At 60.1% G+C, this 26,734-nt stretch carries 20 protein-coding genes and 1 riboswitch; of the genes, 13 read left to right on the top strand and 7 right to left on the bottom strand.

The genetic code is table 11. The features are described 5' to 3' along the window. Window positions 1–132 precede the first annotated feature (132 nt). Together QD336_RS18680 and QD336_RS18675 are read left to right on the top strand one after the other, a co-directional pair. Window positions 133–1,410, top strand: coding sequence for an efflux RND transporter periplasmic adaptor subunit (locus QD336_RS18680; protein ID WP_499171710.1), 1,278 nt, complete (start codon window positions 133–135; stop codon window positions 1,408–1,410). After that, the gene (locus tag QD336_RS18675; protein WP_499171709.1) at window positions 1,407–4,547 is read left to right on the top strand and encodes an efflux RND transporter permease subunit; all 3,141 of its coding nucleotides are present in this window, start codon (window positions 1,407–1,409) and stop codon (window positions 4,545–4,547) included. The genes QD336_RS18680 and QD336_RS18675 overlap by 4 nt, the downstream gene beginning before the upstream one ends. Here the strand turns inward: QD336_RS18675 and QD336_RS18670 are convergent. The 5 genes from QD336_RS18670 to QD336_RS18650 all read right to left on the bottom strand — a co-directional run bounded on the left by QD336_RS18670 (window position 4,544) and on the right by QD336_RS18650 (window position 11,895). Next, on the bottom strand, window positions 4,544–5,125 hold the full coding sequence (locus tag QD336_RS18670; RefSeq protein ID WP_499171707.1) for an invasion associated locus B family protein: 582 nt from the start codon (window positions 5,123–5,125) through the stop codon (window positions 4,544–4,546). The genes QD336_RS18675 and QD336_RS18670 overlap by 4 nt on opposite strands. Beyond that, entirely contained in the window at window positions 5,125–9,099 is a 3,975-nt protein-coding gene (locus tag QD336_RS18665) for an autotransporter outer membrane beta-barrel domain-containing protein (RefSeq protein WP_499171706.1), read from the bottom strand. The genes QD336_RS18670 and QD336_RS18665 overlap by 1 nt, the downstream gene beginning before the upstream one ends. 221 nt (window positions 9,100–9,320) lie before the next feature. After that, window positions 9,321–9,845, bottom strand: coding sequence for an NADH-dependent FMN reductase SmoA (smoA, locus tag QD336_RS18660; RefSeq protein ID WP_499171705.1), 525 nt, complete (start codon window positions 9,843–9,845; stop codon window positions 9,321–9,323). Next, a complete protein-coding gene (locus tag QD336_RS18655) occupies window positions 9,845–10,738 on the bottom strand; it encodes an aldo/keto reductase (RefSeq protein WP_499171704.1) in 894 nt (297 codons plus the stop codon). Before QD336_RS18655 ends, smoA begins: the two co-directional genes overlap by 1 nt. Then, window positions 10,738–11,895 carry an LLM class flavin-dependent oxidoreductase gene (locus QD336_RS18650; protein ID WP_269826753.1) on the bottom strand — a complete coding sequence of 386 codons (1,158 nt, stop codon included), beginning with the start codon at window positions 11,893–11,895 and terminating at the stop codon, window positions 10,738–10,740. The genes QD336_RS18655 and QD336_RS18650 overlap by 1 nt, the downstream gene beginning before the upstream one ends. A 100-nt stretch (window positions 11,896–11,995) precedes the next feature. Between QD336_RS18650 and QD336_RS18645 the strand changes: the two genes are divergently transcribed. From QD336_RS18645 to QD336_RS18620, 6 genes are all read left to right on the top strand, one after another. Beyond that, window positions 11,996–12,700: a GntR family transcriptional regulator gene (locus QD336_RS18645; protein ID WP_269342923.1), complete on the top strand. Its 705-nt coding sequence runs from the start codon at window positions 11,996–11,998 to the stop codon at window positions 12,698–12,700. Between the two features lie 335 nt (window positions 12,701–13,035). Then, window positions 13,036–14,112: an ABC transporter ATP-binding protein gene (locus QD336_RS18640; RefSeq protein WP_499171703.1), complete on the top strand. Its 1,077-nt coding sequence runs from the start codon at window positions 13,036–13,038 to the stop codon at window positions 14,110–14,112. A gap of 50 nt (window positions 14,113–14,162) precedes the next feature. Then, entirely contained in the window at window positions 14,163–15,413 is a 1,251-nt protein-coding gene (locus QD336_RS18635; RefSeq protein WP_499171701.1) for an ABC transporter substrate-binding protein, read from the top strand. Between the two features lie 174 nt (window positions 15,414–15,587). Next, a complete protein-coding gene (locus QD336_RS18630; protein WP_499171808.1) occupies window positions 15,588–16,499 on the top strand; it encodes a carbohydrate ABC transporter permease in 912 nt (303 codons plus the stop codon). 4 nt (window positions 16,500–16,503) lie between these two features. After that, window positions 16,504–17,361 (top strand): carbohydrate ABC transporter permease, encoded by an 858-nt coding sequence (locus tag QD336_RS18625; protein WP_092771274.1) that lies wholly within the window; start codon window positions 16,504–16,506, stop codon window positions 17,359–17,361. A gap of 11 nt (window positions 17,362–17,372) precedes the next feature. Continuing rightward, complete coding sequence (locus QD336_RS18620) at window positions 17,373–19,367, top strand: alpha-glucosidase (protein ID WP_499171700.1); 1,995 nt, start codon at window positions 17,373–17,375, stop codon at window positions 19,365–19,367. A gap of 35 nt (window positions 19,368–19,402) precedes the next feature. Here the strand turns inward: QD336_RS18620 and QD336_RS18615 are convergent, their stop codons facing one another. Next, the gene (locus QD336_RS18615) at window positions 19,403–20,692 is read right to left on the bottom strand and encodes a pilus assembly protein TadG-related protein (RefSeq protein ID WP_499171699.1); all 1,290 of its coding nucleotides are present in this window, start codon (window positions 20,690–20,692) and stop codon (window positions 19,403–19,405) included. A gap of 193 nt (window positions 20,693–20,885) precedes the next feature. Next, window positions 20,886–22,211, bottom strand: coding sequence for a TadE/TadG family type IV pilus assembly protein (locus tag QD336_RS18610; protein WP_499171697.1), 1,326 nt, complete (start codon window positions 22,209–22,211; stop codon window positions 20,886–20,888). A gap of 192 nt (window positions 22,212–22,403) precedes the next feature. Further along, window positions 22,404–22,506, top strand: a riboswitch (TPP riboswitch). Between the two features lie 125 nt (window positions 22,507–22,631). Here QD336_RS18610 and QD336_RS18605 point away from each other — a divergent pair. The 5 genes from QD336_RS18605 to thiD are packed head-to-tail and all read left to right on the top strand — an operon-like array spanning window position 22,632 to window position 26,544. After that, entirely contained in the window at window positions 22,632–23,417 is a 786-nt protein-coding gene (locus tag QD336_RS18605) for an ABC transporter permease (protein ID WP_499171695.1), read from the top strand. Beyond that, window positions 23,414–24,364, top strand: a complete 951-nt coding sequence (locus QD336_RS18600) for an ABC transporter substrate-binding protein (protein WP_499171694.1) — start codon at window positions 23,414–23,416, stop codon at window positions 24,362–24,364. The genes QD336_RS18605 and QD336_RS18600 overlap by 4 nt, the downstream gene beginning before the upstream one ends. Then, on the top strand, window positions 24,361–25,101 hold the full coding sequence (locus tag QD336_RS18595) for a hydroxyethylthiazole kinase (protein ID WP_499171693.1): 741 nt from the start codon (window positions 24,361–24,363) through the stop codon (window positions 25,099–25,101). The genes QD336_RS18600 and QD336_RS18595 overlap by 4 nt, the downstream gene beginning before the upstream one ends. Beyond that, window positions 25,088–25,750: a thiamine phosphate synthase gene (thiE, locus tag QD336_RS18590; protein WP_499171692.1), complete on the top strand. Its 663-nt coding sequence runs from the start codon at window positions 25,088–25,090 to the stop codon at window positions 25,748–25,750. Before QD336_RS18595 ends, thiE begins: the two co-directional genes overlap by 14 nt. Further along, on the top strand, window positions 25,747–26,544 hold the full coding sequence (gene thiD, locus QD336_RS18585) for a bifunctional hydroxymethylpyrimidine kinase/phosphomethylpyrimidine kinase (protein ID WP_499171691.1): 798 nt from the start codon (window positions 25,747–25,749) through the stop codon (window positions 26,542–26,544). The genes thiE and thiD overlap by 4 nt, the downstream gene beginning before the upstream one ends. Window positions 26,545–26,734: the final 190 nt, after the last annotated feature.

Below are 26,734 nucleotides of genomic sequence, written 5' to 3'. Positions count from 1 at the left end.
ATTGTCGCGGCCATTACAAAAGTTTAAGGTGATTTCGCAGCGCATTGGGTGTCTTGTGGGGGAAAGCTGCTCCCAAGGCTTGCCGCACATGTTCGGGAAACATGTATCGCTCTCATTTCGCGGAATCGTCAGATGAAACGTTTCTGGACCGCCCTCAGCGTTCTTGCCATCGCCGCCGCCGGCGCTTGGTACTTCAAGGACCGCCTGCCGCTCGACCAAATTCCCTACCTTAAACAATTCGCCAGCGTTTCTCCGCAGGCCGGCACCGAAACTGCAACACAGTCCTCCCAGAGCGGCCAGCCAGCCCGGCAGCAGGGACAAAGACAGGGCGGCGGACGGCGCAATGGCGGACCACCCACCGTCAGCACCATCGCGGTCAGCAAGGCAACGCTGCCGATGGATGCAACGGCGACGGGGTGGGCGATTGCCGCCGACATCACCAATATCGCACCGCTTCAGGCTGGTCTCGTCACCGAAATCGAAGCGAAGGACGGCCAGCATATCAAGGCGGGCGATTTGATCCTCAAGATGGATGACCGCATCGCCCGTGCCGCCGTCGACAAGGACAAGGCCAATATCGCCGCCGATCAGGCAACGCTGGAGCAGACGGAAGCCGCCTTCCAGCGCGCCGCCAATCTCGTGAAGCAAAGCGCCGAATCCCAGCAGGTGCTGGATCAGGCAAGGGCGGCGCGCGATAGTGCCAGCGCCAAGATCGATGCCGACCGCGCAATGCTTGCCTCCGACGAAGTGGCGCTCGAACATATGGAAATCCGTGCCCCCTTCGACGGGCGACTCGGCGATATCAGCGTCAGTCCCGGCGCCTATCTCAGCGCCGGCATCAATATCGTGACAATCACGAAATATGATCCCATCTCGGTCAGTTTCCGCCTTTCTCAGCGTTACCTGCCGCAATTGCGCGAAGGTGTGGCGAAGGACACCGCCGTCGATGTCGACCCCGCCGCGACGGGCGGCGAGCCCATGCGCGGCGTGCTGCGGTTTTACGACAACACGGTGGACCAGACCTCCGGCACCGTGCTGGCCAAGGCGGAATTCAAGAACGATCGCGGTCTTTTATGGCCCGGCCAATCCGTCAATGTCACCGCGCATTTCATTTCGGATGTGGAAATGATCGTGGTGCCGACGGTTGCAGTGCGGCCGGGTCCAAAGGGCAATTTCGTCTATACCGTCGATAGCGACCACCATGCCCATATGACGCCGGTGGAAGTCGCCCGCTCGAATGGCGATCTCACCGCCATTGCAAGCGGCCTCAATGGCGGCGAACATATCATCGTCGAGGGTCAATCCGAACTTGCCGACGGCCAGTTCGTGGTCGAGCAATTTTCCGACAAGGGCGGAGCGGCCGGCAATCTGGCCGCCAATATTCCGCAGGAACAGGTTGGCGGCCAATGATCCCTAATTTCTGCATCAACCGGCCCGTCGCCACCACACTTCTCGCCATCGGCCTCGTGCTCGCCGGGCTTGCCGGCTTCCGCCTGCTGCCCGTTGCCGCCCTGCCGAAGGTGGATTTTCCGACGATCAACGTCTCTTCGTCGCTCTCCGGCGCTTCGCCACAAACCATGGCCACATCGGTCACCACGCCGCTGGTCAAGCAGTTCGAGACCATTCCGGGCGTCAGCGAAATCAGCGCCACCAACACGCTCGGCAACAGCTCGATCGTGTTGCAATTCGATCTCAACCGCAATATCGATGCGGCTGCGGCCGATGTTCAGGCCGCGATTTCTCGCGCGCAACGGCAATTGCCGAGCAACATGACGACGACGCCGAGTTATCGCAAGACCAATCCGGCCGATGCGCCGGTGCTGCTGCTTGCCGTCAACAGCAAGGAAATGCCGACCAGCAAGGTGGATGAAATCGCCGAGAACATCATCTCGCCGCTTCTCTCCACCATTTCCGGCGTTGCGCAGGTGAGCATCTATGGTGCACAGACCTATGCCGTGCGTATCGGCCTTGATCCGACGCAGCTTCAGGCAAGAGGGCTCGGCGTTGATACCGTCACAACGGCCATCGCCCAGGCGAATAATCAGGTGCCCGTTGGCGCCCTGCAGAACGATAACCAGCGCCTGACGATCGAGGCCGATACCCAGCGCACCGATGCGGCCGCCTTCCGCTCGCTGGTCGTCTCGACCAACAAGGGCGCGCCCATCCATCTCAGCGATATCGCCAATGTCACCGACAGCATCGACAATACCAATGCCGGAAGCTGGTTCGATGGCGAACAGGCCATCATTCTCGCCGTGCAGCGTCAGCCGGACGCCAATACCGTCGAAGTGGTTGATGCCATCAAGGCCAAGCTGCCGGCGCTTCACCAGCAATTGCCGCCATCCGTCAATATCCACGTCATGAATGACGCTTCGACCGCGATCAAGGATGCGATCTCGGACGTCCAGTTCACCCTGTTCCTCACCATCGGGCTGGTGGTTGCGGTCATCTATCTCTTCACCGGGCACCTGACGGCGACCATCATTCCGGGCCTTGCCGTGCCTTTGTCGCTCATCACCGCTTTCGGCATGATGTATGTTCTGGGCTACAGCATCGACAACATCTCGCTGCTCGGGCTGACACTATCGGTGGGTCTGGTGGTGGATGACGCCATCGTCATGCTGGAAAACATCCTGCGCCTGCATGAAAAAGGCCTGCCCATGCGCGAGGCGGCGCTGCAAGGTGCGGCAGAAGTCAGCGGCACCATCCTGTCCATGTCCATCTCGCTGGTGGCCGTCTTCATTCCCATTCTGTTGATGGGCGGAGTGATCGGCCGGCTCTTTAACGAGTTCGGCATGGTCGTCACGCTGGCGATCATGGCCTCGGCACTGGTTTCGCTGACGGTGACGCCCATGCTCGCTTCGCGCCTGTCGGGCCATTCCTCCCGGCCGCCAGCCATCATCCGCTGGTTCGATGCCGGCTTCGAGCGCACGCTTCGCCTCTATGGCAAGGCGGTCGGCTGGTGCCTTTCCCATCGCCGCACCGTGCTTGCCTCGTTTCTCGCCTCGGTCGCTGCTTCGGTCTTCCTGTTCGAAACCCTTCCCTCCAGCTTCTTCCCGCAGGAAGATATCGGCCGTCTTTCGGTCTCGACACAGGCGCGTGAGGATATTTCCTACACGGCAATGCGCGATCTCCAGGCACAGGTTGCCGATCAGATCCGCAAGAACCCGGCCGTGGTGCATGTCACCTCCATCGTCGGCGGCAATTCGCGCAATCCGCTGAACAACGGTTCGATGTTCGTGGAACTGAAACCCAAGGAAGAACGCGCGCCGCTCAGCCAGGTGCTGACCGAACTCGGTCAGGCCACCTCGAAAGTGGCTGGCATTCGCACCTATATCAACCCGCAGCAAAGCCTGCGTTTCGGCGGGCGCAGTTCCGCCAGCCAGTACCAGCTCGTCGTTCAGGGCCTGAATGCCGATACGACCAATGAATGGTCGAACAAGCTGATGGAGGCAATGCGCCGCGACCATACATTCACCTCGGTCACCTCCGACGCCCAGAACGGTGCGATCGCCGCCACGATCTCTGTCGATTCAGAAAAGGCGGCTGCCTTCGGCATCACCAATGACCAGCTGCGCAAGACACTGGAAATGTCCTTTGGCGGTTATACGGCGGCGCAAATCCAGTCGACCGGTGACAGCTACGATGTCATCGTGGAATTCGACAGTTCGAAACCCTGGAATGATGATTTCCTCAGCGATATCAACATTCTTTCCGCGAAATCCGGGGTTCTGGTTCCGCTTTCCAACTTCGCCTCGCTGACCCGCACGCAGGCACCGGTTACCATCAACCAGACGGGCCAGCTCGTCTCCACCACCATCTCCTTCAACCTGCCGGATGGTGTGGCGCTTTCCGATGCCACAAGCCGGATCGACCAGATCAAGACCACGATCGGCCTGCCGCAGGATGTGTTCACCAGCTATGGCGGCACGGCGGCGATCTTCCAGCAGAGCCAGGGCAATACCGGCATCCTCATTCTGGCGGCGGTGCTGACTATCTATGTGGTGCTGGGCGTGCTTTATGAAAGCTTCATCCACCCGCTGACCATCCTTTCCGGCCTGCCGGCCGCCGCCTTCGGCGCTCTCGTGGCGCTGAAGGTGATGGGCATGGATTTCTCGATCATCGCCCTCATCGGCTTGCTGATGCTGATCGGCATCGTGAAGAAAAACGCGATCATGATGATCGACGTGGCGGTGGAGCTGATGCGCGAAAAAGCGGAACCGCCCGCAACCGCCATTCACGAGGCCTGCGTGCGCCGTTTCAGGCCGATCATGATGACGACTTTCTGCGCATTGCTGGGCGCTTTGCCCATCGCGCTCGGCTCCGGCGCAAGTTCGGAACTGCGCCAGCCGCTCGGCATCGCCGTGGTCGGTGGTCTCATCGTCTCGCAATTGCTGACACTGTTCATCACACCCGTCATCTTCGTGGAGATGGACCGGTTCGGCCACTTCCTCACCGGGCTATTTTCCCGCCGGAAGAACGTCGAACCCCATGCTGAGCAGCAAAAACCGCAAGGCAAGACCGAGCCGGATTCCGTGGCGGCCTAACGCACTTCCCCGAGGCGTTTCAGCGCCTCGGGAAAACCTTTGCCCTGCAGCTGGAACGACACGATACGGCCCTGCAGATCGGGCGCCTCGATGGTGAGTGTCTGTTCCGCCTTCAGCGCCGACACCAGCTCGATGAACGGCGTGAAGGACACGATGCAGCCAACCGGCAGACAGGTGCTGACCTGTACTTCCTGAAGGCGCATATTTCCCGATTTCACCGAAAACAGCTTGGTGACGGCCAGGCCGAACGGCAGCACCATGGTGCCGGTGAGTTTGTCCGGCGCTGCCGCATTGTCTATCCGGAACTCGACGGAAACGACCAGCTTGCGGGTTTTTTCCTCCAGCTGCACCTGGGCGATGGCGCAAACCGGCTTCGTCTCTCCCCCTGTGGAGGGTGCGGCATCGGCGCCGTCTTTTTTTGCGGGAGCCGCACAGGCAAGCTGCCAGCTTCCGTAAGCCTCATGTAATGGCACTGCGCTTTCCGCCGCCTGCTGCGCAGCCGCGCCACTCGCCGTGACACCGGCATGAAAAAGAACCGCAAGGGCCGTTTTCGCGATGCGGTTTCGACGATGTCCCATCAGAAACGAACTCCAAGTTCCGCAGCAGCGGATTGATCCAGCACGCCAGCCCCGAAAACCGCACCATAACGAAATGTCAAAGTGGCGGAGGGGATGAGATCGTAGCTCAGCCCCAGGTTCAATATTGCGGCATCGCGCGGGCTCGACGTACTTGAGACTGAAAATGAACCGCCACCCTCGTAGAACAGGCTGCTGCCCACGGCAGGGTCGCCATAATTGTGGCGCCACGCCAGATCGAACATCGCGCGGCCAAGCATGCCTTCAAGCGCGATATCGCGGCTGATCCGCGCACCGAGCGTGGTGTAAAACTGATCGTAGCGCGCGGAGCCGGCGGAAACCGCTGCAATGCCACCATTTTCCCGGAAGGAATCCGTGCGGCTATTCACATAGGCAATATTGGCATAGGGCTCGATATGGGTGAGGTCGAAATCGAAGCGCCAGGCGGCTTCGGCAAAGACCTGTGAGGTGGAGCCGCCGTAGTTGGCGGAAAGGCTTTCCTCCAGCGTGGAGAAGGAAATCGACCGACGGGTTTCGACATTCTGGAAAGCGTGGATTGCGCCAAGCCGCAGCGAGGCGGGACCTATCGCCGTGCCCGCATAAGCGGCCACATAATAGCTGTCGACATCGGCCGAGGCGGCAAGCGCCGTATGGTTGATATCGTCATGGCCATAACCGGCCGCCACCCCGGCGCGCCAGCTTTCACCAACTTCTCCATCCAGACCGAAGAGAACACCACCGCCTCTCATATCGGCGGACGAACCATTGCCGTCACCATCGATACGCCCGCGCGACCCGAAACCGCTGGACCAGAAGGTAAGCGCGCCTTCATCAAGGGCGACAGGGTTCTCACCGCCTTCCGCATAAGCCACCGGCAGGATCGGCCGCGCATCGACCCCCTCGAAAGCGCTGCGCAGCCGGTTGAGAATGACATCGCGGGTTTGCCCGCTGCGATTGATCAAGGCCATGGCGAGTGAAGGATGGATTTCTCCGGCAAGCTGCGAAAAGGCCGATTGCGTTTCGCCCTCCTGGAGAAAGACGGCGGCCTGGTACAAAGGCGCGTTTTCTCCAAGCGCTTCGACCGCATTGGCGGCGGCACGTGCGTTGGCTGTCGATTCTCCCGCTGCAAGGAAGCCGGCAGCCTTAGATGTCGGGCTGAACGACAGATAAGCGGTGCCCGTATCGGCGCTTTTCGCGACGCTGGCGGTAAGAAAGGCAAAATTTTCGTCGATGCGGGAAAAGGTGCCGGTTACGCCGCCCGTCGCGGTCAATATCGCATAGCGCGTATTGAGACTGAAGGCGGAATGGTTCGTCAGCGGGGTGACGACAAGGCTGACATCGTTATCGATGGTGATGGTGCCGGTCACGGCGAGCTTGTCGGAATTGCCATTGGCGTCTATTTCAACCGCATAGCCTGAGCCGCTCGCAAATGTCGCGTTACCCGTGGAGGTCAGCGTGCCGATCGAATTGCCCGGTGCGAGCGTGCCGCCCGAGCCGACCGTCACGCCACCAATCGTGCCGGAACCGCCGAGCGTCGCGCCGCTCGCCACCGAAACCGCGCTTGCGAGCGAACCATTGACGCTAAGTTTTCCGGCTGAAACGGCGGTCGTACCGGTATAGGTGCTGTCTCCCGTCAGGACCAGATTGCCCTCGCCGGTCTTTTCAAAACTGCCGCTGCCGCTCATCATGTTCGAAAACGTGCCGGCCCCCTCCACGATGAGCCGCGCATTATTGGCGATATCGCCTGAACCGAAACTTCCTGCCGTGCCTTGCAAGGTACCGCCCGAAATCGTGGTGCCACCGGAATAGCTGTTATTGCCCGCAAGCCGTGTGACGCCGTTTTCCGCAACGACGCTGCCCGCCCCGGAAACATCGGCCGAGAGCAAATAAGCCGTCTCGGAATGATTGAACACAATCCTGCCATTGCCGGCGCCGAAGCTGATTGTCCGCGCATCCACGGTGCCAGCCGAACGGGCCGTCTGCCCGGACGCGGCACCAATGTTCAAAACACCCGTCGAACCCGCTGCCGAGGCAATGACGACCGTAGATGCGGCAAGCGCCGACCCGCCCGTCACCTCGACGGAGCCACTTCCGGCAGCGCCGATCACCAGCATGTCCCCGACCGAAGCGCGCGAACCCGTGCCATTGACGAGCACGGCTCCATCCGACCCCGCCGCCGAGCCGACATAAAGCTGATAGGCATTCAGCGATGCGCCATTCGTGACCGTCAGATCGCCGGAACCGGATTGTCCGACCGTCATGCGACCGGAAGTGCCGAGACCGCTATCGACATAGGCGGTGACATTCGAGCCTGCGCCGGTAATGGTCATTGTCCCGGAAGAACCGATGAGATCACCAAGGACCACCTGTCCTGCCCGGATGTTTCCTGCAGCGCTAACCATGACATTTGCCGAAGAGGTGTTTTGATAACCCGCAATCAAGGTGCCGGTCATCTTCCAGCTGGAACCGCCGCCGGTGATGGTGACCGATGAAGAGGAACCGCCGAGCGCAGCAACGATACCGTCATTGCTCTCCACAGTACCACCAGCCTCGACCACCAGCGTGCCGTTGCCGCCGCGTCCCACAGTGAGGTCACCGTCACTGCGCAGCGTGCTGCCAGCGCCGGAAATCCGGGCGGAGCCGCTGCTGCCGGCACCGTTGGCAAGCACAACGTTTTGGGCTTCGACGAGGCCTCCGCCGGTGACGGCCAACGATCCCGCCCCTTCGGCGCCGATATTCAGGCCGCCGCTACCGACATTCCAGGCCGACCCCTGCCCGTCAACGACGGCGACCCCTGTTGCCCCGGCAACCGCGCCGAGCCGGGCGGAGGTGCTTTGTACCGTTCCGCCCGCAGTTATGTTCAAGGTCCCGTTCCCTGCCGCCCCGCCGGAAACGGCAACATCGCCGCCGACCTGCAGGTCGCCGGTCGTCCAGCTCGAACCGTCACCGGTTACCGTCGCCACGGATGTGGAATGGCGGCCGATGATCGCGCTGCCACTGGTGGCTGTCGCTGCCGCCTCAACGGTCAGGCGCGCGTCCCCTTCATTTCCGACGATCAGCCCGCCGCTTTCCAGTGACGAACCAAGTCGGCTGAGCGTAACTTCGCCCCCCGATGCGGAGGCAAGATTGGCGATGATGGTTGTGGTCTGACTGACGAGTTTCCCGCCGCCCGTGACCGTCAGTGTGCCTATACCGGCATTGCCGACAACCATGCCGTCCGCGACCGTCCAGCGGCTGCCTGCACCTGAGACGAGCGCCGTGCCTTCCGTCCCGAGCCCCTGCCCCAGGACGGCTTTATTACCGCCAACCGTGCTCCCTGCAAGGATGTTCAGATTACCCTGCCCGCCAGTGCCAGAGGGTGTGGAACTGCCACCGTACCCCACGAAAACAGTACCGAAGCTGGCGAGGCTGGACGAATTGTCCAGCGTGAGCGATCCGCTTCCCGTCGGCCCTTCGCCGATATAGACGGTGCCGGACGACGCGGTAGTTCCGTGCAGGAGGTCAAGTCTGCCAGTCCCATCGCCACCAATGGACAACACACCACGATTCTCCATATCCGCGCCGGACATCGTCACCGTACCGGAAACACCATTGGCGATGCCGAGGCTGAGCGAGTTGGAAAGCAGGCCGCCGTTTACAACCAGAGTGCCGGACGCGCTTTGCCCCACCGAAACGGCATTGGCGACGGCGGCCGAGCCGATTGCGACCGTCGGCCCACCGCTGTCGATCACCACATCGTCGGCGGCCGTGGGCACGCGGGGTGAAGCGGCCCAGTTCGTACCGGTCGACCAATCGCCGCCCGCAGCACCGGCCCAGTTCAGTGTTTGCGCCGTGGCGTTCTGGCTGGCGGCGACGCAAAGCACGACTGACAAAAATCCGGTCGCGCCGCTGGTCGCGATCCGGCCGAACGCCGTTCTGCGCGCGCGTCTTTCCGGAGAGGTTTCCCTTTCCAAAAAGAGGCAGAAACAACCGGACATTCAATCTTCCTCAATGGAGCGGCGCACTATGTCTATGATTCGGCGAATCATTTTTCGCCGAACCAAGTGCATTAAGCCATTTCGGAAGGTTAACGCCAGCTATAACATCATGACGACCCTATTTTACTATCGATGCCAAGATGAAGCGAAAGAAAAGCAGGCATCACGCCTTGCATTTCCAGTAGATATTTTACCGCAACGGCAGAAAGGACCACCCCTGCCTATTGCCGGGAGAACCGGCCGAAGGCCCCGCCCGAAAAGCACAGCGGATCACCATCGCGATGGGCGGCACGCAGCACCTCGCCAACGATGATGGTGTGGTCGCCCGCATCATGGGCCGCAGCCCGGCGGCATTCGAAACGGGCGAGCGTTCCGGGAATGACCGGCACACCTTCGTCGTTGATTTCCCAGTCCAGATCATCAAAGGCACGGCCATTGCGGGTGAACCGGGCGCTCAGAACGTCCTGATCGGCGCTCAGCACATGAATGGCGAAATGGGTCGCATCACTGAAAGCTGAATAACGGGACGAGCTTTTCGCCGGTGACCACAGGACCAGCGGCGGATCGAGAGAAACGGACGCGAAACTGTTGACCGTCATGCCGATAGGACCGTTCGGCGTCGTGGCGGTCACCACCGTGACACCAGTGGTGAAAGCGCCAAGCGCATTGCGAAAGCTGCGGCTGTTTTCGCCGCCGGGAACGAATACATGCTCATTGGGCATTTTCATCGCCTCTGCAACTGTCATCACGGCACCTCTTTTCCAATCGCGAGGGTGTAGAGTTCGAACCAGGTCTGGCGGTCCATCGTCACGCGAAGCGCATCGGCAGCGGTTCTGATACGCTCGATATTGTTGGTGCCCAGTACCGGCACGATCTTTGCCGGATGACGCAGCAGCCAGGCGATCGCAACAGCTGTTGCATCGACGCCCTGTTCCTTGCCGATGCGCTGCAGGGCAGCCATGGTGCCACCATGCGCGCCGGAGAACAGTGAGCCACCGCCGAGCGGCGACCATGCCATGGGCGAGACGCGCTTTTCCTGCAGGAAGGCCAGATCGCCATTGGTGAAGCAATCGGTGGCAAGAAGGCTCATTTCGATCTGGTTCGTCACGAGCCGGTTGCTCATTGTCGATTGCAGCAGCGAAAAATCCCATGGACGGAAGTTCGATACACCAACAGCCTTGACCTTGCCGGAAGCCACCAGCGCATCGAGCGCCTTGCCGGTTTCTTCCGCGTCGATCAGTGGGTCCGGACGGTGAATGAGCAGCAGATCGACGTGATCGGTTCCCATGTCGCGCAACGATGCCTCGACCGAAGCATTGATGTGGCCAGCCGTCGTATCGTAGTGCTTGACGCGGGCGGCGGAGTGACGGCCGGCCGGTGCAACGATGCCACATTTGGTGACGATTTCGATCTTGTCGCGCAGTCCGGGGGCCGCCTTCAGGCCATCGCCGAGAATGGCTTCCGCCGTATATCCGCCGTAGATGTCGGCCTGATCCATGGTGGTGATGCCCTGCGCGAGGCAAGCCTCGATCTTCGCCTGCACATGCGCCGGCGAGGTGTCGGTATCGTCACCAATGCGCCACATGCCATAAACAATGCGGCTGAGTTCGAGTTTGTCAGAAAGAGCGATACGTTCCATCAGTGGCGTTCCCCGTTGCCGAGCGGCGTGGCTGGCGTTTCAGAAGGTACCCGGCCGTAAGCATGCGGCAGGGAGCAGGTTTTCATCTGCGGCAGAACCTTGGTGCCGAAATGTTCCGCCTCGTCAAGATGCGGATAACCGGAGAGTATGAAGGCGCGGATACCCATCTTCTGATATTCCTCCAGCGCCGAAAGGACCTGATCCGTCGAACCCACCAGCGCCGCACCGCAGCCGGAGCGTGCCCGGCCGATGCCGGTCCACAGATTGGGCTCGACATAACCGAACTTGTCGGCAAGTTCGCGGGCCCGTGCCTGATGCGAGACGCCGAGCGAGCCGCTGTCATGGGCGCGGTTGCGGATCAGCTGGCCATATTCGTCATCGAGCTTCGACACCAGATGGTCGGCATATTCGCGGGCTTCCTTTTCGGTATCACGCACCACCATGTGAACGCGTAGACCATAATCCAGCGTGCGGCCATGGGCGGCGGCGCGCTCATTGGCGGCGCGCATGCGGTCTGCCAGCTGGTCCTTGGTCTCCGGCCACATCAGATAGACGTCGCATTGTGCGCCGCAGAGTTCCAGCGCATCCGGAGAGTAACCGCCGAAATAGAGAAGCGGCCCGCCATTCTGCTGGTACGGTCTTGCGGGTTCGGTGGAGACGCCCTTGAACTGGTAGATTTCACCGTCATGGTCGATGGTATCACGCGTCCAGGCCTGACGCAGAATCTCGACGACCTCGTGGCTGCGCTTGTAACGGAAGGCGCTGTCAGCAACTTCGCCGGGAAAATCCGAGCTGATGACGTTGAGCGTCAGGCGACCCTTCAGCATATGGTCGAGCGTTGCCACGGTCCGCGCCAGCATGATCGGCTGCATCTCGCCACAGCGGATTGCCGCAAGGAAGTTGATGCGGTCGCTGATCGGCGCGCAGCCGGCAACGAAGCTCAGCGTGTCCTGTCCGACCTGATAGGACGAAGGGCAGAGAATGTTGCGGAAACCGAGTTCCTCTGCTTTTTTGACGATATCGGAACAATGTTCGAAGCTGGAACGCAGGCTGCCATCCGGCACGCCGAGATAGGCGTAGTCATCGGAACACAAAGCGGAAAACCAGGAGACCTCGGCAGCATCGAGATCAGCGGATGTAACGGGTACGACGGTCATGCAATTCCTCCTCAAGGCCGCTCTCGTTTTTCTTGCATAACATCAAGAAATATGTAAATCAATGATGTATCAATTTTTGTTTCGGGGAGGAAACGGCATCATGAAACACACTGGCGGCAGCCTGCCCATGTATATGCAGATCGCCGAAATGCTGGTGCGCGAGGTGGCTGCCGGCCGATTGATCGACGGCGAAAAGCTAGCGCCTGAGCGCGATATGGCGGCCGATCTCGGCATTGCCGTCGGTACGCTGCGCAAGGCGCTTGCCGAATTGCAGGAGCGCGGCCTTCTCGAGCGCGTGCAAGGGTCAGGCAACTACATCCGCGCGGTCAGTGACCCGCAGAGCGTCTACGCCTTCTTCCGGCTTGAACTGATCGAGGGCGGCGGCCTGCCAACGGCGGAGGTTCTGGATGTGGCGCGCCTTGCCAAGCCAGCCGACCTGCCCGCCTTCGGCACATCGACCGAGGGACACAGGATTCGCCGCCTTCGCCGCATCGCCGGAAAACCGGCGGCTATAGAGGAAATCTGGCTGGACGGTTCCTATGTCGATGCGATCGCCATCGAGAACATGTCGGAATCGCTTTATCTTTATTACCGTACCCGCCTCAATCTCTGGATATCGAAGGCCGAAGACCGCGTCGATCTGGGTGAAGTGCCCGAATGGGCGCCTGAGGTTTTCGGCCAGAAACCGGGCGTGTCTGTGCCCAGGGTGTTGCGCCTCAGCCAGGCGCAGGATGGCGCGGTGGCTGAAGTTTCATGGACCTGGTTCGACCATACCGTGGCGCGCTATGTTTCTCGCATACGTTGAGATTGCGCAAATTTCGCGTGATCTACATGGGTGAAGGAATTTGACGGGAGGCAAGCAAGCCGTTGCCTGCTCAGCAGGTAGTTTTGCAGTTATATTTCTTCGAATCAATGGCTTAGTAGTTTTTGATTTCTGTCAGAAATAAAATTGATACACTATTGATTTCCTTTTTATGAAAGGTAATATCACGACCTCAGGGAGACAGGCGTTTTGCCATCCCACGATATCGCCGGACAATCGGGATCGATTTTCGAAGATGCGATACGGGGAACTTGAAGGTTGATACCGGCTATTGCGTCCATTCAAAATTCGGGCGCGCCGGTCGTGAGGAGGAAAATATGGCTTCGGTCAGCCTGCGCAAGCTGGACAAGAGTTACGGTGCGCTTCGCATCGTCAAGGGCATAGACCTTGAAATCAACGATGGCGAATTCGTCGTGTTCGTCGGCCCTTCCGGCTGCGGCAAATCCACGACGCTGCGCATGGTCGCGGGGCTGGAGAGCATTACCGGCGGCGAGGTGAAGATCGGCGACCGCGTCGTCAACAAGCTCCCGCCGCGCGAACGCGACATCGCCATGGTGTTTCAGGACTATGCGCTTTATCCGCACAAGACGGTGCGTGAGAACATGGGTTTCAGCCTGAAGGTACGCGGCGTCAGCGCCTCCCAGGCCAATGCCAGCATCGATGAAGCGGCGAAGATGCTCGGCATCGAGCATCTTCTCGACCGGCGGCCCGGCCAGCTTTCCGGCGGCCAGCGTCAGCGTGTGGCCATGGGACGCGCCATCGTGCGCCGCCCGCAGGTCTTCCTGTTCGACGAGCCGCTTTCCAACCTCGACGCCAAGCTGCGCGGACAGGTGCGCACGGAAATCAAGCGCCTGCACCAGCAACTCGGCACCACCATCATCTACGTCACCCATGACCAGGTAGAGGCCATGACGCTCGCCGACCGCATCGTCATCCTGCGCGGCGGTGATATCGAGCAGGTCGGCACGCCGGATGAGGTCTACAACCGCCCTGAAAGTGTCTTCGTCGGCGGTTTCGTCGGTGCGCCCGCCATGAATTTTGCCCGCGCCAAGGTGAACGGCGACCGGTTGACATTCTCCGACGGCAATTCACTGCCGATGGCGGCCATCCGGCCATCGCGCGAAACGGGGCTCGAAGGCCGCGAAGTCATCGTTGGCATTCGTCCGGAACATTTCGGTCCTGCCGAGGGCTTCGACAGCCAGCTTGCCGTGAAGGTGCAGGTGGTGGAGCCGCTGGGTTCGGACACGCTCGTCCATTTCAGCCTTGGCGATGCAGCGCTGACCGCACGGATGCCGCCACAGCTTCGGCCAACGCCGAACGAGGAACTGCGGATCGGCGTCGATCCATCCAAGGTCCATCTTTTCGACGCGACGACGGAACGCTCTATCCACTGATTGCCGGGCGAAAAACGCTGCGACCAAGGATTTAATAACGGGAGGAACACATGACATTCAAAGCTATCCGGGGCAAAGCCCTGATGGGTGCCGCACTCTGCGCAACCATGCTTGCCTTTTCGGGACAGGCCTTTGCCGATGCCGAACTGAAGATTTTCGTTTCCAGCCAGCATCAGCCTGATGTCTGGCGCAAGGCGCTGGACCAATATGAGGCAAAGACGCCGGGCGTGAAGGTGGTCATCGAGACCGGCGGCAACACCTCGGAAATGCAGGCGCAATATCTCAACACCGTCATGTCGGCCAAGGATTCGAGCCTCGACGTGCTGATGCTCGACGTCATCCGTCCCGCACAATTCGCCACCGCCGGCTGGACCAGCGATTTTTCCGGCAAGGACATGTCGGCCTATCTGCCGACCTATGCCGAAGCCAACACGGTGGATGGCAAGATCGTAGCGCTGCCCGCCTTCGCCGACTCCATGTTCCTCTATTACCGCAAGGACCTGCTCGACAAATACGGTATCAAGCCGCCGACCACCTGGGATGAGCTGAAGGAAGCCTCCAAGAAGGTGATGGAAGGTGAGAAGAACCCCGAACTTCAGGGCCTCTCCTTCCAGGGCAAGGCGATCGAAGGCGCGGTCTGCACCTTCCTCCTGCCCTATTGGAGCGAAGGCAAGTCTCTAGTTGAAAACGGCAAGCTGAATTTCGACAACAAGGCTGCGGTGGATTCCCTGAAGCTCTGGAAGAGCTTTGTCGACGAAGGTATTTCCAAGAAGAACATTTCGGAAGTCGCGACCGACGACACCCGCAAGGAATTCCAGGCCGGCAAGGTGCTCTTCGCCGTCAACTGGTCCTACGCCTGGACCCATTTCCAGGGCAAGGAATCGCAGGTGAACGACAAGGTCGGCGTCGCCCGCCTGCCGGCCGTCAAGGGTGGCGAGCAGACGACCTGCCTCGGCGGCTGGGAATTCGGCGTCTCCGCCTATTCCAAGCAGCAGGATGAAGCCAAAAAGCTTGTCGAATATCTCTCCGGTCAGGATGTTTCGAAGTTCATGGCCATCAACGCAGCGCTTCTGCCCACCTATGCCGCACTCTACAAGGATGCGGATGTGACCAAGACCATCCCGTGGTTCGCGGATGCCCTGCCCGTCGTTGAAACGGCAAAGGCCCGCCCCGTGACGCCGCGTTACAACGAGGTCAGCGAAACGATCCGCACCACCGTCAACGGTGTGCTTGCCGGCGTGATGACACCGGAGGATGGCGCAAAACAGATGGAAAGCCGTCTGCGGCGCGTTCTGCGCTAAACTTCAGGCCGGAAGGCGGCATGCGTGCCATGCCCTTTCCGGCCGTTTCGACTGACAGGAATAAAGCCGCCTGAACGGCGCGATAAACGGGCCGGGCATAAACCGGTCCGATCGGGAGACGATGACGTGAATCCAGTTGCGGGAGCGGCAAACGTGACGATGCCGGAAAGAACCATGGTCCGGGTGGACGAAAAGAAGTTGCCGCGCTGGACGCGGTGGCTCGATCTCGGCGACCGGTCACTGGCCGTGCTTCTGCTCGCGCCGGCCGCGATCCTGCTGTCGCTCATCATCGTTTATCCGGTGGCAAGACTTGTCTACACGAGCTTCTTCAGCCTTTCGCTGACCTCAGGCCTGCCGGCGGAATTTATCGGCTTTGAAAATTACACGGCGATGTTCGATGATCCGATCTTCTGGGAAACGACCTGGAATACGGTTCTCATCACGCTGATCACGGTGCCCGGCGCGCTCTTCATGGGCCTTGGCCTCGCGCTGCTCGCCAACCTGCCTTTCTCCATGCAGTGGCCGATGCGGCTTTCGCTTCTCATTCCCTGGGCGCTGCCGCTCTCCTTTGCCGGCCTCATCTTCGCGTGGTTCTTCCATTACGAATATGGCGTGGTCAACGATGTGCTGAACCGGCTGGGCTTTGAAGGCATCATCTGGTTCAACTCGCCGAACTGGGCTTTTGCGGCCATCTGCCTGACGATCATCTGGAAGACATCCTCCTTCATGGCGCTGATGATCCTTGCCGGGCTGCAGACCATTCCGCGCTCGCTTTACGAGGCAGCGGATGTGGATGGCGCCGGCAAGATCCGGCAGTTCTTCGAGATCACCCTGCCGCTGCTGAAGCCCTCGATCGTCGTCGCCCTCATCTTCCGCACGATCACGGCGCTGCAAACCTTTGATATTCCCTACATGATGACCGGCGGCGGCCCCGGTACCTCCACCACCACACTTGCCATGTATATCCACCAGAACACCGTGTCCTTCCTCGATCTCGGTTATGGCTCGGCGCTGGCGGTCATGATGTTTGCCCTTTCCATGTGCGTCACCGCCGTTTACCTCCGCATTATCAGGACGAAGGACTAAAGCCATGAGCACCGTTGCCACCTCCTCCGGTCTGTCCTCCTTTTTCTCCGGCAAGCCGCTGCGCTTCATCGCTGCCTCCATTCTTCTGGTGAATGGCCTCTTCCCTGCGATCTGGATTCTCTTCACCTCGCTGAAGACCGAAGCGGAACTGACGGTCAAACCGATCACTTGGTTTCCGCACGCGCCGACGCTCGCCAACTACATGCAGGCCTTTTCAGACCAGCCGCTGCATCTCTTCCTGTTCAACAGCTTCATGGTGGCGCTGCTCTCCACCGCGCTCACCATCCTGATTTCTGTGCTGGCGGCTTATGCGCTGGCGCGGCTGAACCTCAAATACCGGGCGCTGATCCTGTCGCTCATCATCGCCGTTTCCACCTTCCCGCTTGTCACGCTTCTGGTGCCACTGTTCGAAATCATGCGTGCCTTGAACCTGCTCAACAGCTGGACGGCGCTGATCCTGCCCTACACGGTGCTGTCGCTGCCGGTCTGTACGCTGATGCTGGTCTCCTTCTTCGAAAGCATTCCGCGCGACCTCGAAAACGCCGCCATGATCGATGGCTGTACCCGCATCGGCGCCCTGTTCAAGGTCGTCGTGCCGCTTTGCGCGCCGGGTGTCTTCACCGCCGGCATTCTTGCCTTCGTGAATGCCTGGGATGAGTTCCTGCTGGCGCTCTCCTTCAACTCCAACCCGGCACTGCGCACCCTGCCCGTTGGCATCCAGCTTTATCAGGGCGAGTTCGCTTTCCCCTGGCCGGTGATTTCGGCAGCACTCGTGGTCGGCATCGTGCCGGTTGCGATCCTGATCGTCATCTTCCAGGAACGGGTTGTCTCAGGCCTCACCGCCGGTGGTCTCAAGGGCTAAAAGGGTAAGTCATGCATTTCGAAACGACCAAAGACGGCTTCACGCTTGCGATCGGCAATCGCACCATCCTTTCCCATTCGCCCGAAAACCCAGTCTTCTTTGCCGGTTTCGGCAAGGAACGGATGGATATGTATCGCGGCAATTTCGAGATCGAAGACTATGTCATCGAGAGAACAGCCCTGCGCCATGCCGAGGTGAGTGGCGACAGCGTCACGCTCTCATCCGCACCGGGACAGGCGCCGCGCCTTCGCCTGACGCTCGATGGCAACGCCGTCATGCTGACGGCGCTGGATGAGACCATCAATCGCCTCTGGCTGCGTATCGTCGCGGAAACGGACGAGCATGTCTGGGGCGGCGGCGAGCAGATGTCCTATTTCGACATGCGCGGCCGGCGTTTCCCGCTCTGGACCTCCGAGCCCGGGGTCGGTCGCGACAAGACCACCGAGATCACCTTCAAGTCTGATGTCAGCGGCAAGGCGGGCGGTGATTATTACAACACCAACTATCCGCAGCCGACCTGGCTCTCCTCGCGCAAATATGCCCTGCATGTGGAAACGAGTGCCTATTCGGTCTTCGACTTCCGCAATGGCGACTTCCACGAGATCGAAATCTGGGCCATCCCCGAAAAGATCGAATTTTTCGCCGGCGACCACTTCACCGATATCGTCTCGGCCCTGTCGCTGCGGTTCGGACGCCAGCCGGAATTGCCTGATTGGGTCTATAACGGCGCGATCATTGGGTTAAAGGATGGCGCCAACTCCTTTGCGCGACTGGAGAAAATCCGTGCGGCCGGAACGAAGGTGTCCGGCCTCTGGTGTGAGGACTGGGTGGGGCTTCGCCAGACGTCCTTTGGCGCTCGCCTCTTCTGGGACTGGCAGGCGAATGAGACCCGCTACCCGCATCTGCGCCAGAAGATCGCCGAGCTTGCCGATCAGGGCGTTCGTTTCCTGGGTTATGTGAACCCCTATCTCTGCGTCGACGGCCCACTCTTTCCTGTCGCTGAAGCGGCCGGTTATTTCGCCACCGATGCGGATGGAAAGACGGCGTTGGTGGACTTCGGCGAGTTCCATTGCGGCGTGGTCGACTTCACCAATCCGGCTGCCGCCGACTGGTTCGCCGAAGAGATCATCGGCAGGAACATGCTGGATTTCGGCCTTTCCGGCTGGATGGCGGATTTCGGCGAATATCTGCCGATCGACATCAAGCTTTCGAATGGTGTCGACGCCAGGCTGATGCACAATGCCTGGCCCACACTCTGGGCAGAGGTCAATGCGAAGGGCGTCGAAAGTCGTGGCAAGACCGGCGAGGCGCTGTTCTTCATGCGCGCAGGCTTCACCGGCGTTCAGGCCCATTGCCCGCTGATCTGGGGCGGTGACCAGTCTGTCGACTTCTCCCGCCATGATGGGCTTGTCACCGTCATCTGCGGTGCGCTCTCCTCCGGGCTCATGGGCAATGCCTATCACCACTCCGATATCGGCGGTTATACCAGCCTGTTCGGCAATGTCCGGACGGCCGAACTCATCATGCGCTGGACGGAGATGGCCGCCTTCACCCCGGTCATGCGCACTCATGAGGGCAACCGGCCACGCGACAACCTCCAGATCGATCAGGATGAAACGGTTCTTTCCCATTTTGCCCGCATGACGGCGATCTATGTCGCGCTCGCCCCCTATCTGAAGTCACTTTCCGCCGAGGCCGCAAAGACGGGCCTGCCGGTGCAGCGCCCGCTTTTCCTGCATTATGAGGATGAACCTCAGACCTACGCCATTCAGGATTGCTATCTCTACGGTGCCGACATGCTGGTTGCCCCCGTCTGGAAGGCAGGCGAAACGCAACGTGCGCTCTATCTTCCGGGCGACGGCGAATGGGTGCATCTGTGGAGTGGCGCACGCCATTCCGGCGGGCGCGAAATCATCGTCGAAGCTCCGCTCGGTCAGCCGGCGGTCTTTTACCGTGCCGATAGCCTCCATGTGCCGCTGTTTGAGCAGTTTCGCACCATCGGTTGAAGAAGGCTGCGCGGATTCCAGTGGAAACGCCGCGCTCAGCCTGTCAGACGGGGCGATGTAATGGCCTTTTTGAAAAGCGCCGACATCGCGTCGCTGATGCCCTGCGACGGGCTGACCTCGAAGAACAGGCCGGGTGAAGCGCATGTCTGCATACGTGCGCCGATTTCCGACTGGAAGGGCTTGATCCAGCTATTATACCAGTCGTTGGTCGGCAGCGGCAGATAGGTGGTGTAGAGCACCGCGATCCGGAAACCCTTTTCCTTCAGCTTCGTGCAATATTTGATATCGATCGGCTCCTGACAGCGGCCGCTTGTCGTTTTTTTGGTGCATGTGGACGGCTTGTAGCTATCGCCGACACCATCCGAAACGAAGAAAATGATCTTGTCCGGGCTCGCCGAACTCGCGCCGGTCCCCGAACTGCCGATCTTGTCGCCTATCTGGGTCAAAGCCCGATCGAAATCGGTCTGCTGGTCGTTATTATATCCCTGATAGGGAATGGACATCAGGTCGACTTCGCCCGCCTTTTTCTTCGCGGTCGCCAGATCCGACGTCAGGGGAACAACTTCGAGCAGCTTGGTGTCTTCCGCCTTCTCCCCGAAGGTATAGACCGCCATGCGATATTGATTGCTGCTTTTCCGCGTGGCCTTTGCCGTGTCCATCAGGCTTGCCGTGGCCTGTGCTACCACATTGATGCGCGTCGTGACCCCAAGGCTTTTGGCCCTGTAATAATAGCTGCCCGTGTCCACCACCCCGTTTTTCACGATGTGACAGGCGAAAGCGCATTTGTCGCTGGTATTCGCAACCATGGTGGCAACATCGGCGGGGGTGGCGCCGACACCCATCGAGGGCGTGTTATCCAGAAGGACATAAAAATCACTGAAGGTCTCCGTCTCGTATTTGGCGGTCGCCTTGCCCGAAACAGTGATGAGATCCTTCGCGAGAACCTGCGAAAGCGTCGTGCCGACGGAAGCCGTGAAACTGACGGAAGACTCGATGACATTACCGTGCTTGATCACCGATATATCGAGCGACAGAAGCTTGTAGTCGGCATTGGCGCGCTGATTGCCTTCGAAGAAAGCCGAGGCCTCGCTACTGCCAAGGCTGATGACGCCATCTCCCGACATTTCTTTTGCAGCCTTGACGCTCGCCGACGTATCCGCCACCACCGCGAGGGCCGCCGCATCGGCCGCCATTTGCAAATCGGACTTCACGGCCATGCCGTGTGTCACATCCAGGGCCACGCCGGCCACTCCGATCAACGGCACCATCAACAAGGCGCTGAGAATGCCAAAATTCCCTGATTCATCCTGCCAGATATTTTTCAAATTCGCCCCCGGAACCCTGCTGGAGGCGAGACTTAGCCAAAGATTATTGAAAGGCAGTTTCAAGGAATAACTAATTTTCGATAAATCTAATTTCCGGAATAACTAATATTGCGCTCAAAAGCGTTTTCCGTCACACCGACAGGCGCGATGGACAGCGTGTTGAACAGCAGCCCGGCATCGGACGCGCGGCCATTCAACTCGTCAGGCGCGGCGTGCTGATTGCCTTTTTGAAAAGGGCCGACATCGCATCGCTGATGCCCTGCGAAGGGCTGACTTCAAAGAACAGCCCCGGAGAAGCGCAGGCCTGCATGCGCGAACTGATTTCCGTCTGGAACGGCTGTATCCAGAGCCTGTACCAGCCATTGCCCGATAGCGGCAGGTAGGTCGTATAAAGCACGGCGATACGGAAGCCCTTTTCCTTGAGCTTGGTGCAGAGCCTTGTGTCGATCGGCTCTTGGCAACGCCCGCCCTGCGTCGTTTGTTTTGTGCAGTTATTTGGCTTGTAGCTGTCGGCAACACCGTCAGAGACGAAAAACACTATTTTTTCCGGGCTGGCTGAACTGGCGCCGCTACCCGAATTTCCCATCTTTTTCTCGATCTTGGTAAGCGCCCGGTCGAAATCGGTGTGCTGATCGTTCTTATACATATGGGAAGGAACCGACATGAGTTCGATTTCGGCAATCTTCTTCTTGGCCTCCTGCAAATCCGAAGTCCGCGGCACAACTTCGAGCAAATCCCCGCCTGACGCAACATCGACTGCCGTTTTCCCGAAAGTGTAGACGGCAATACGATATTGATCGTTGCTCTTGCGCGTGGCAGCTGCCGTATCCATCAAACTCGCGGTTGCCTTGGCAACCACGTCGATGCGCGTGGTCGCGTTTATGCGACCCTTGGCATCGGTGTCCTTGTTCTTGATCCTGAAATAGGTGCTGGTCGGGTCTGACGCGCCGTCTTTCGTTGTGAGATGGCAAGCGAAGGCGCATCCTATCGTCTTTTCCATCACCGCGACATCGGCAGGCGTGGCGCCCACGCCCATGGAAGGCGAGTTGTCGAGGACGAGGTAAAAATCGGTAAAGGTCTCCGTCTCGTATTTGGCGGTTGCACTCCCCGAGACCGTCAGGAAGTCCTTTCCGAGAATTCTGGAAAGCGTCGTATTCACTGAGGCCGTAAAATTGACCGAAGACTCGATGATGGTCCCGCGCTTGATGACAGATATATCGAGAGACAATAGCTGATAGTCCCGGTTGCCCCGCTGATTGCCATGGAAGAAAGCGGCGGCTTCTTCTTCGCCGACGGCAATGACGCCATTGCTCGCCATCCGTTTTGCAGCCTGGGCGCTTGCCGAACTATCGGCAACCACTGCCAGAGCAGCGGAATCGGCCGCCATCTGCAAATCGGATTTGACGCTGAGGCCGCGTGTTATGTCGAGCGCAACACCGGCGGATCCGATGAGCGGTATGATCAACAAGGCGCTGAGAATGGCAAAATTTCCGGACTTGTCCCGCCAGATGCTTTTCAAGTTAGTCTCCGAGCTTCTCTGAATGCGGGCTTAGTTACTCGAACGACGTTGCAATATAGTTTATTGATATAACTAATTGTCGATAAATTCGATATACCTAATAACTATATTTCCCCCGGCCGCATAATGGCGGGGTACCGATCACCGGTTGGTAGAGACCGTTGACATTTTTAAAACTTGACCTACAAAACAAGCTCTTCCGAGGGGAGCACCGCACGGTGCTGAGATGGCGATGAGCCGGACCCTTGAACCTGATCCGGGTCATGCCGGCGTAGGAACGGAACTGTCGCGCCATGGAGGCGCTGCCCTTTCTCTTCTCCGCTATGCCTGATCTCCGTGATTGCCACATCTGGAGACGACCGATGATGCTGAAACCTTCTGCCCTTCGCACATGGTGCATCTGCATCTGAGGCCCGGCTCATGCGTGCCACCCATGCGTTGAACGGTGTCGGTCTTCTGCTCCTTCTCTGGCAGGCGGGAACGTGGCTGTTTTCGCCGCCCCGTTACATCCTGCCGTCGCCCGCCGATGTCGCCGCCGCCTTCCTGCGCCAACCGGGTTTCCTGTTCGGTCAGGCCCTCGTGACGCTTGGCGAAATGGCGCTCGGGCTTGCCGCGGGCATTGCCGCTGGTATTCTCGTTGCCTTCACGACGGCCGCCATCCCGCGCCTTGGCCGCCTCGTCTGGCCCATGGTTCTGGTGTTGCAGGCCTTTCCGGTCTTCGTGCTCGCCCCCATTCTCGTCCTCTGGTTCGGCTTCGGCATGGCCTCGAAAGTGGTCATGACGGCAATCATCATTTTCTTCCCCGTCGCCTCCTCTTTCACCGACGGCCTCAACCGCACGGATCGCGCCATCCTCGACGCCGCCTCGCTGACGGAGGCGAGCCATTGGCAGATCCTCACCCGGTTGCGCGTGCCGCTGGCGCTCCCCTCACTGATTTCAGGCTTGAGGGTGGCTGCGCCGCTTGCCCCGCTCGGGGCCGTCATCGGCGAATGGGTGGGCGCATCGGCCGGGCTCGGTTTCGTCATGATCCAGTCCAATGCCCGCATGCAGACCGACACCATGTTCGCCGCCATGGCCATTCTCGCCGTCATGGCCGTGCTGCTCCGGCTCATCGTCGACCAGGCGACGGCCAATCTCGCCCCCTGGGCCAAAGAAACAGAACACACCATTCCTTTCAGATATTTACGGAGACTTTCGGGACCATGAAACGAACGCTTCTTTCCCTCGCCATCGCAGCGGCAAGCGTGCTTGCGCCCATGCAATCCCAGGCGGCCGACAAGCTGACCGTATTGCTCGAATGGTTCGTGAACCCCGATCATGCACCGATGGTGATCGCCAAGGAACGCGGCCTGTTTGCCGATGCGGGACTGGAAGTGGAGCTGGTTCCTCCGGCTGACCCTTCCACGGTGCCGCGCCTCGTCTCGGCAAAACAGGCCGATATCGGCGTGCATTACCAGCCGAACCTCTATCTCGACCACGAAGCCGGCCTGCCGCTCGTGCGTTTCGGCACACTGGTCGAAACCCCGCTCAACACCGTCACGGTTCTCGCGGATGGGCCGATCAAGAGCCTGAAAGATCTGAAGGGCAAGAAGGTCGGTTTTTCCGTTTCCGGTTTCGAGGATGCGATGCTGAAGCGCATGCTGGAGAAGGACGGGCTGACGAAGGACGACGTCGAGCTGGTCAACGTCAATTTCTCGCTGTCGCCTTCCCTGATCGCCGGCAAGGTGGATGCCACGCTCGGCGGTTTTCGCAATTTCGAACTGACTCAGATGAAACTCGAAGGACATGAGGGCCGCTCCTTCTTCCCCGAAGAACATGGCGTACCGGCCTATGACGAGCTGATCTTCGTCACCCATCGTGATCTCGCAAAGGACAGCCGTCTGCCGCGTTTCCTCTCCGCCGTGGAGCAAGCCGCGATCTTTATCACCAACCATCCGCAGGATGCCTGGCAGCTTTTCATCAAGGCCTATCCGAACCTTGACGATGCCCTGAACAAACAGGCCTTTTTCGACACGCTGCCACGTTTCGCCAAGCGTCCCGCCGCACTGGACCGCGCCCGTTATGCCCGTTTCGGCGCCTTCATGCAGGAGATGCAGCTGATCAAGCAGGCGCCCGCAGCAGACGATATCGCCGTGGAGCTGCAACAGCCATGACCGGCAATTTTCCGACAGCGGCAAAAGCCGCCGAGATTCTGGAACGCGTGCGGCAGAAGCGTCCGCGCGTGCATTGCCTGATGAACACCGTGGTGCAGAAATTCACCGCCGACGGCATCACCGTCATCGGCGGCATTCCCTCGATGACCACCTCGCTGGAAGAGATCGAGAGCTTCGTCACCAAGGCGGATGCACTGACCGTCAATCTCGGCACGCTGGACGCCGAACGACGCAAGGTCATCCGGCTGGCGATCGAGATCGCCAATGCATCCGGCAAGCCGTGGATCGTCGACCCCGTGCATGTCGACTATTCACCCTCGCGGCTGGATTTCGCCCGGGAACTTATCGCCCATTCGCCCACCATCGTCCGTGGCAACCGCGCAGAAATGAGCCTGATCGGCGGTGTGCCGGGCGCGGTGCGGATCGAGACCGGACCGGTGGATCATCTCCGCGACACGACGCGTAATGTCAGGATCGTCAATGGTCACCCGTGGATGGCGAAGGTGACCGGCACGGGCTGCCTTTCGGGCGGTGTCGTCGCCGCCTTCATGGCAGTGGAAAAAGACGCGTTGACGGCAGCGGCTTCCGCCCTTGCGGTGACAGGCGTTTCCGCCGAGCTCGCCGCGAAACAGGCCAAAGGCCCCGGTACGTTCGAACCGGCATTTCTGGATGCTCTTTCCGAAATCTCCGGTGAGGACATCATAAATCACGCGAGGATTGAGCATGAACAAGGTTGATTACCGCCTTAATGCGCTGGTCGATACCAGTCTTGCCGATGTCGCGCCGTTGCCGGAGCTTGCTCTGGCGGCCGCGCTCAACGGGGCAACAATCCTGCAATATCGCGACAAGCATGGCTCGACGCGGGAGATGATCGAAAATGCCCGTGCCATTCGCGAGGCCATCGCTGGCACTGGCGTGCCGCTGGTCATCAACGACCGGGTGGATGTGGCGCTCGCTTCGGGGGCCGATGGGGTGCATCTCGGTGCCGACGATATGGATGCAAAGACCGCAAGGCGTATTCTCGGGCAAAAGGCAATTATCGGCCTTACCGTCAAGAACCGCGCCGATGCCGAACGGGCAGCCTCCATGTCCGCCGACTATGCCTGCATCGGCGGCGTGTTCGAGACCGTTTCCAAGGTCAACCCGGACAAGCCGGTCGGCATCGATGGCCTTACGACGCTGCGCGCCCTGTTGAAGGAGTGGCGGCCGGATATGCCGGTGGGTGCGATCGCCGGCATTGATCTTGCCCGTGTGCCCGCCGTTGTCGCCGCCGGCGCAGATGGGGTCGCCGTCATTTCCGCAATTTTCCGCGCAGCCGATATCGCCAGCGCAACCAGGGATTTCCGCTCCGCAATTGACGCCGCGCTGAAAGCGAGACAGCCATGACAGCCATTGCATTGACCATTGCCGGCTCCGACAGCGGCGGCGGCGCAGGTATCCAGGCCGACATCAAGACCTTTTCCGCACTCGGCGCCTATGCCGCCAGCGTCATCACCGCCATCACCGCCCAGAACACCAGGGGCGTGACTGCCGTGGAGGATATTTCGGTCGCCACCATCGTCGCACAGATGGATGCGGTTTTTTCCGATCTCGCGGTCAATGCCGTGAAGATCGGCATGGTCTCGCGGATCGAAACCATCACAGCCATCGCGGAACGGCTCCGGCGGCAATCGCAGCCGGTGGTGCTCGATCCGGTCATGGTGGCGACGTCCGGCGACCGGCTGCTGCATGAGGATGCCATCGAGACCCTGCGGCGCGACCTGCTGCCACTCGCCGCCATCGTCACGCCGAACCTGCCGGAAGCGGCGCTGCTGACCGGCACGCCGATGGCGGAGACGGAGCGGGAGATTACCCGCCAGGCCAAGCTGATCCTGAAGGCTGGTGCGAAGGCCGTGCTCATCAAGGGCGGCCATGGCGACGGGCCGGAAAGCACGGATTATCTGTTTGCGGACGGGACCATGCAGGCACTTTCTGCGCCGAGGGTGGAGACGAAAAACGACCACGGCACCGGCTGCACGCTGGCGGCTGCGATTACGGCGCATCTGGCGATGGGGCACGAATTGCGGAAAGCGGTCGGGCTCGCGAAGGATTATCTGAACGGGGCGCTCGATGCCGGACGGGGGCTTGCCATTGGACATGGGCGGGGGCCGGTGCATCATTTTTACCGGTGGTGGGGGTGATATCAACCCCTGGAGTTTGCGGCTTACCCCCCTCTGTCCTGCCGGACATCTCCCCCTCAAGGGGGGAGATTAGATGGGGCTTGTGCCTCAGTCCCACGCAATCCTCTCAATATGAGATATTTTGCTGGATGATCAGCAAGCCGCTTGTCGATCTCCCCCCTTGAGGGGGAGATGTCCGGCAGGACAGAGG

Origin of the sequence: Rhizobium sp. BR 250 (assembly GCF_047445855.1) — a bacterium.
In the GTDB taxonomy this organism is placed as follows: domain Bacteria; phylum Pseudomonadota; class Alphaproteobacteria; order Rhizobiales; family Rhizobiaceae; genus Agrobacterium; species Agrobacterium tumefaciens_I.
This window is presented reverse-complemented; position numbering and strand designations above follow the sequence as displayed.

What these genes read in the sequence shown, in the direction of transcription:
- QD336_RS18680 (WP_499171710.1), top strand. Translation starts at nt 133, where the DNA reads ATGAAACGTTTCTGGACCGCCCTCAGCGTTCTTGCCATCGCCGCCGCC.
- QD336_RS18675 (WP_499171709.1), top strand. Translation starts at nt 1,407, where the DNA reads ATGATCCCTAATTTCTGCATCAACCGGCCCGTCGCCACCACACTTCTC.
- QD336_RS18670 (WP_499171707.1), bottom strand. Translation starts at nt 5,125, where the DNA reads ATGGGACATCGTCGAAACCGCATCGCGAAAACGGCCCTTGCGGTTCTT.
- QD336_RS18665 (WP_499171706.1), bottom strand. Translation starts at nt 9,099, where the DNA reads ATGTCCGGTTGTTTCTGCCTCTTTTTGGAAAGGGAAACCTCTCCGGAA.
- smoA (WP_499171705.1), bottom strand. Translation starts at nt 9,845, where the DNA reads ATGACAGTTGCAGAGGCGATGAAAATGCCCAATGAGCATGTATTCGTT.
- QD336_RS18655 (WP_499171704.1), bottom strand. Translation starts at nt 10,738, where the DNA reads ATGGAACGTATCGCTCTTTCTGACAAACTCGAACTCAGCCGCATTGTT.
- QD336_RS18650 (WP_269826753.1), bottom strand. Translation starts at nt 11,895, where the DNA reads ATGACCGTCGTACCCGTTACATCCGCTGATCTCGATGCTGCCGAGGTC.
- QD336_RS18645 (WP_269342923.1), top strand. Translation starts at nt 11,996, where the DNA reads ATGAAACACACTGGCGGCAGCCTGCCCATGTATATGCAGATCGCCGAA.
- QD336_RS18640 (WP_499171703.1), top strand. Translation starts at nt 13,036, where the DNA reads ATGGCTTCGGTCAGCCTGCGCAAGCTGGACAAGAGTTACGGTGCGCTT.
- QD336_RS18635 (WP_499171701.1), top strand. Translation starts at nt 14,163, where the DNA reads ATGACATTCAAAGCTATCCGGGGCAAAGCCCTGATGGGTGCCGCACTC.
- QD336_RS18630 (WP_499171808.1), top strand. Translation starts at nt 15,588, where the DNA reads ATGGTCCGGGTGGACGAAAAGAAGTTGCCGCGCTGGACGCGGTGGCTC.
- QD336_RS18625 (WP_092771274.1), top strand. Translation starts at nt 16,504, where the DNA reads ATGAGCACCGTTGCCACCTCCTCCGGTCTGTCCTCCTTTTTCTCCGGC.
- QD336_RS18620 (WP_499171700.1), top strand. Translation starts at nt 17,373, where the DNA reads ATGCATTTCGAAACGACCAAAGACGGCTTCACGCTTGCGATCGGCAAT.
- QD336_RS18605 (WP_499171695.1), top strand. Translation starts at nt 22,632, where the DNA reads ATGCGTGCCACCCATGCGTTGAACGGTGTCGGTCTTCTGCTCCTTCTC.
- QD336_RS18600 (WP_499171694.1), top strand. Translation starts at nt 23,414, where the DNA reads ATGAAACGAACGCTTCTTTCCCTCGCCATCGCAGCGGCAAGCGTGCTT.
- QD336_RS18595 (WP_499171693.1), top strand. Translation starts at nt 24,361, where the DNA reads ATGACCGGCAATTTTCCGACAGCGGCAAAAGCCGCCGAGATTCTGGAA.
- thiE (WP_499171692.1), top strand. Translation starts at nt 25,088, where the DNA reads ATGAACAAGGTTGATTACCGCCTTAATGCGCTGGTCGATACCAGTCTT.
- thiD (WP_499171691.1), top strand. Translation starts at nt 25,747, where the DNA reads ATGACAGCCATTGCATTGACCATTGCCGGCTCCGACAGCGGCGGCGGC.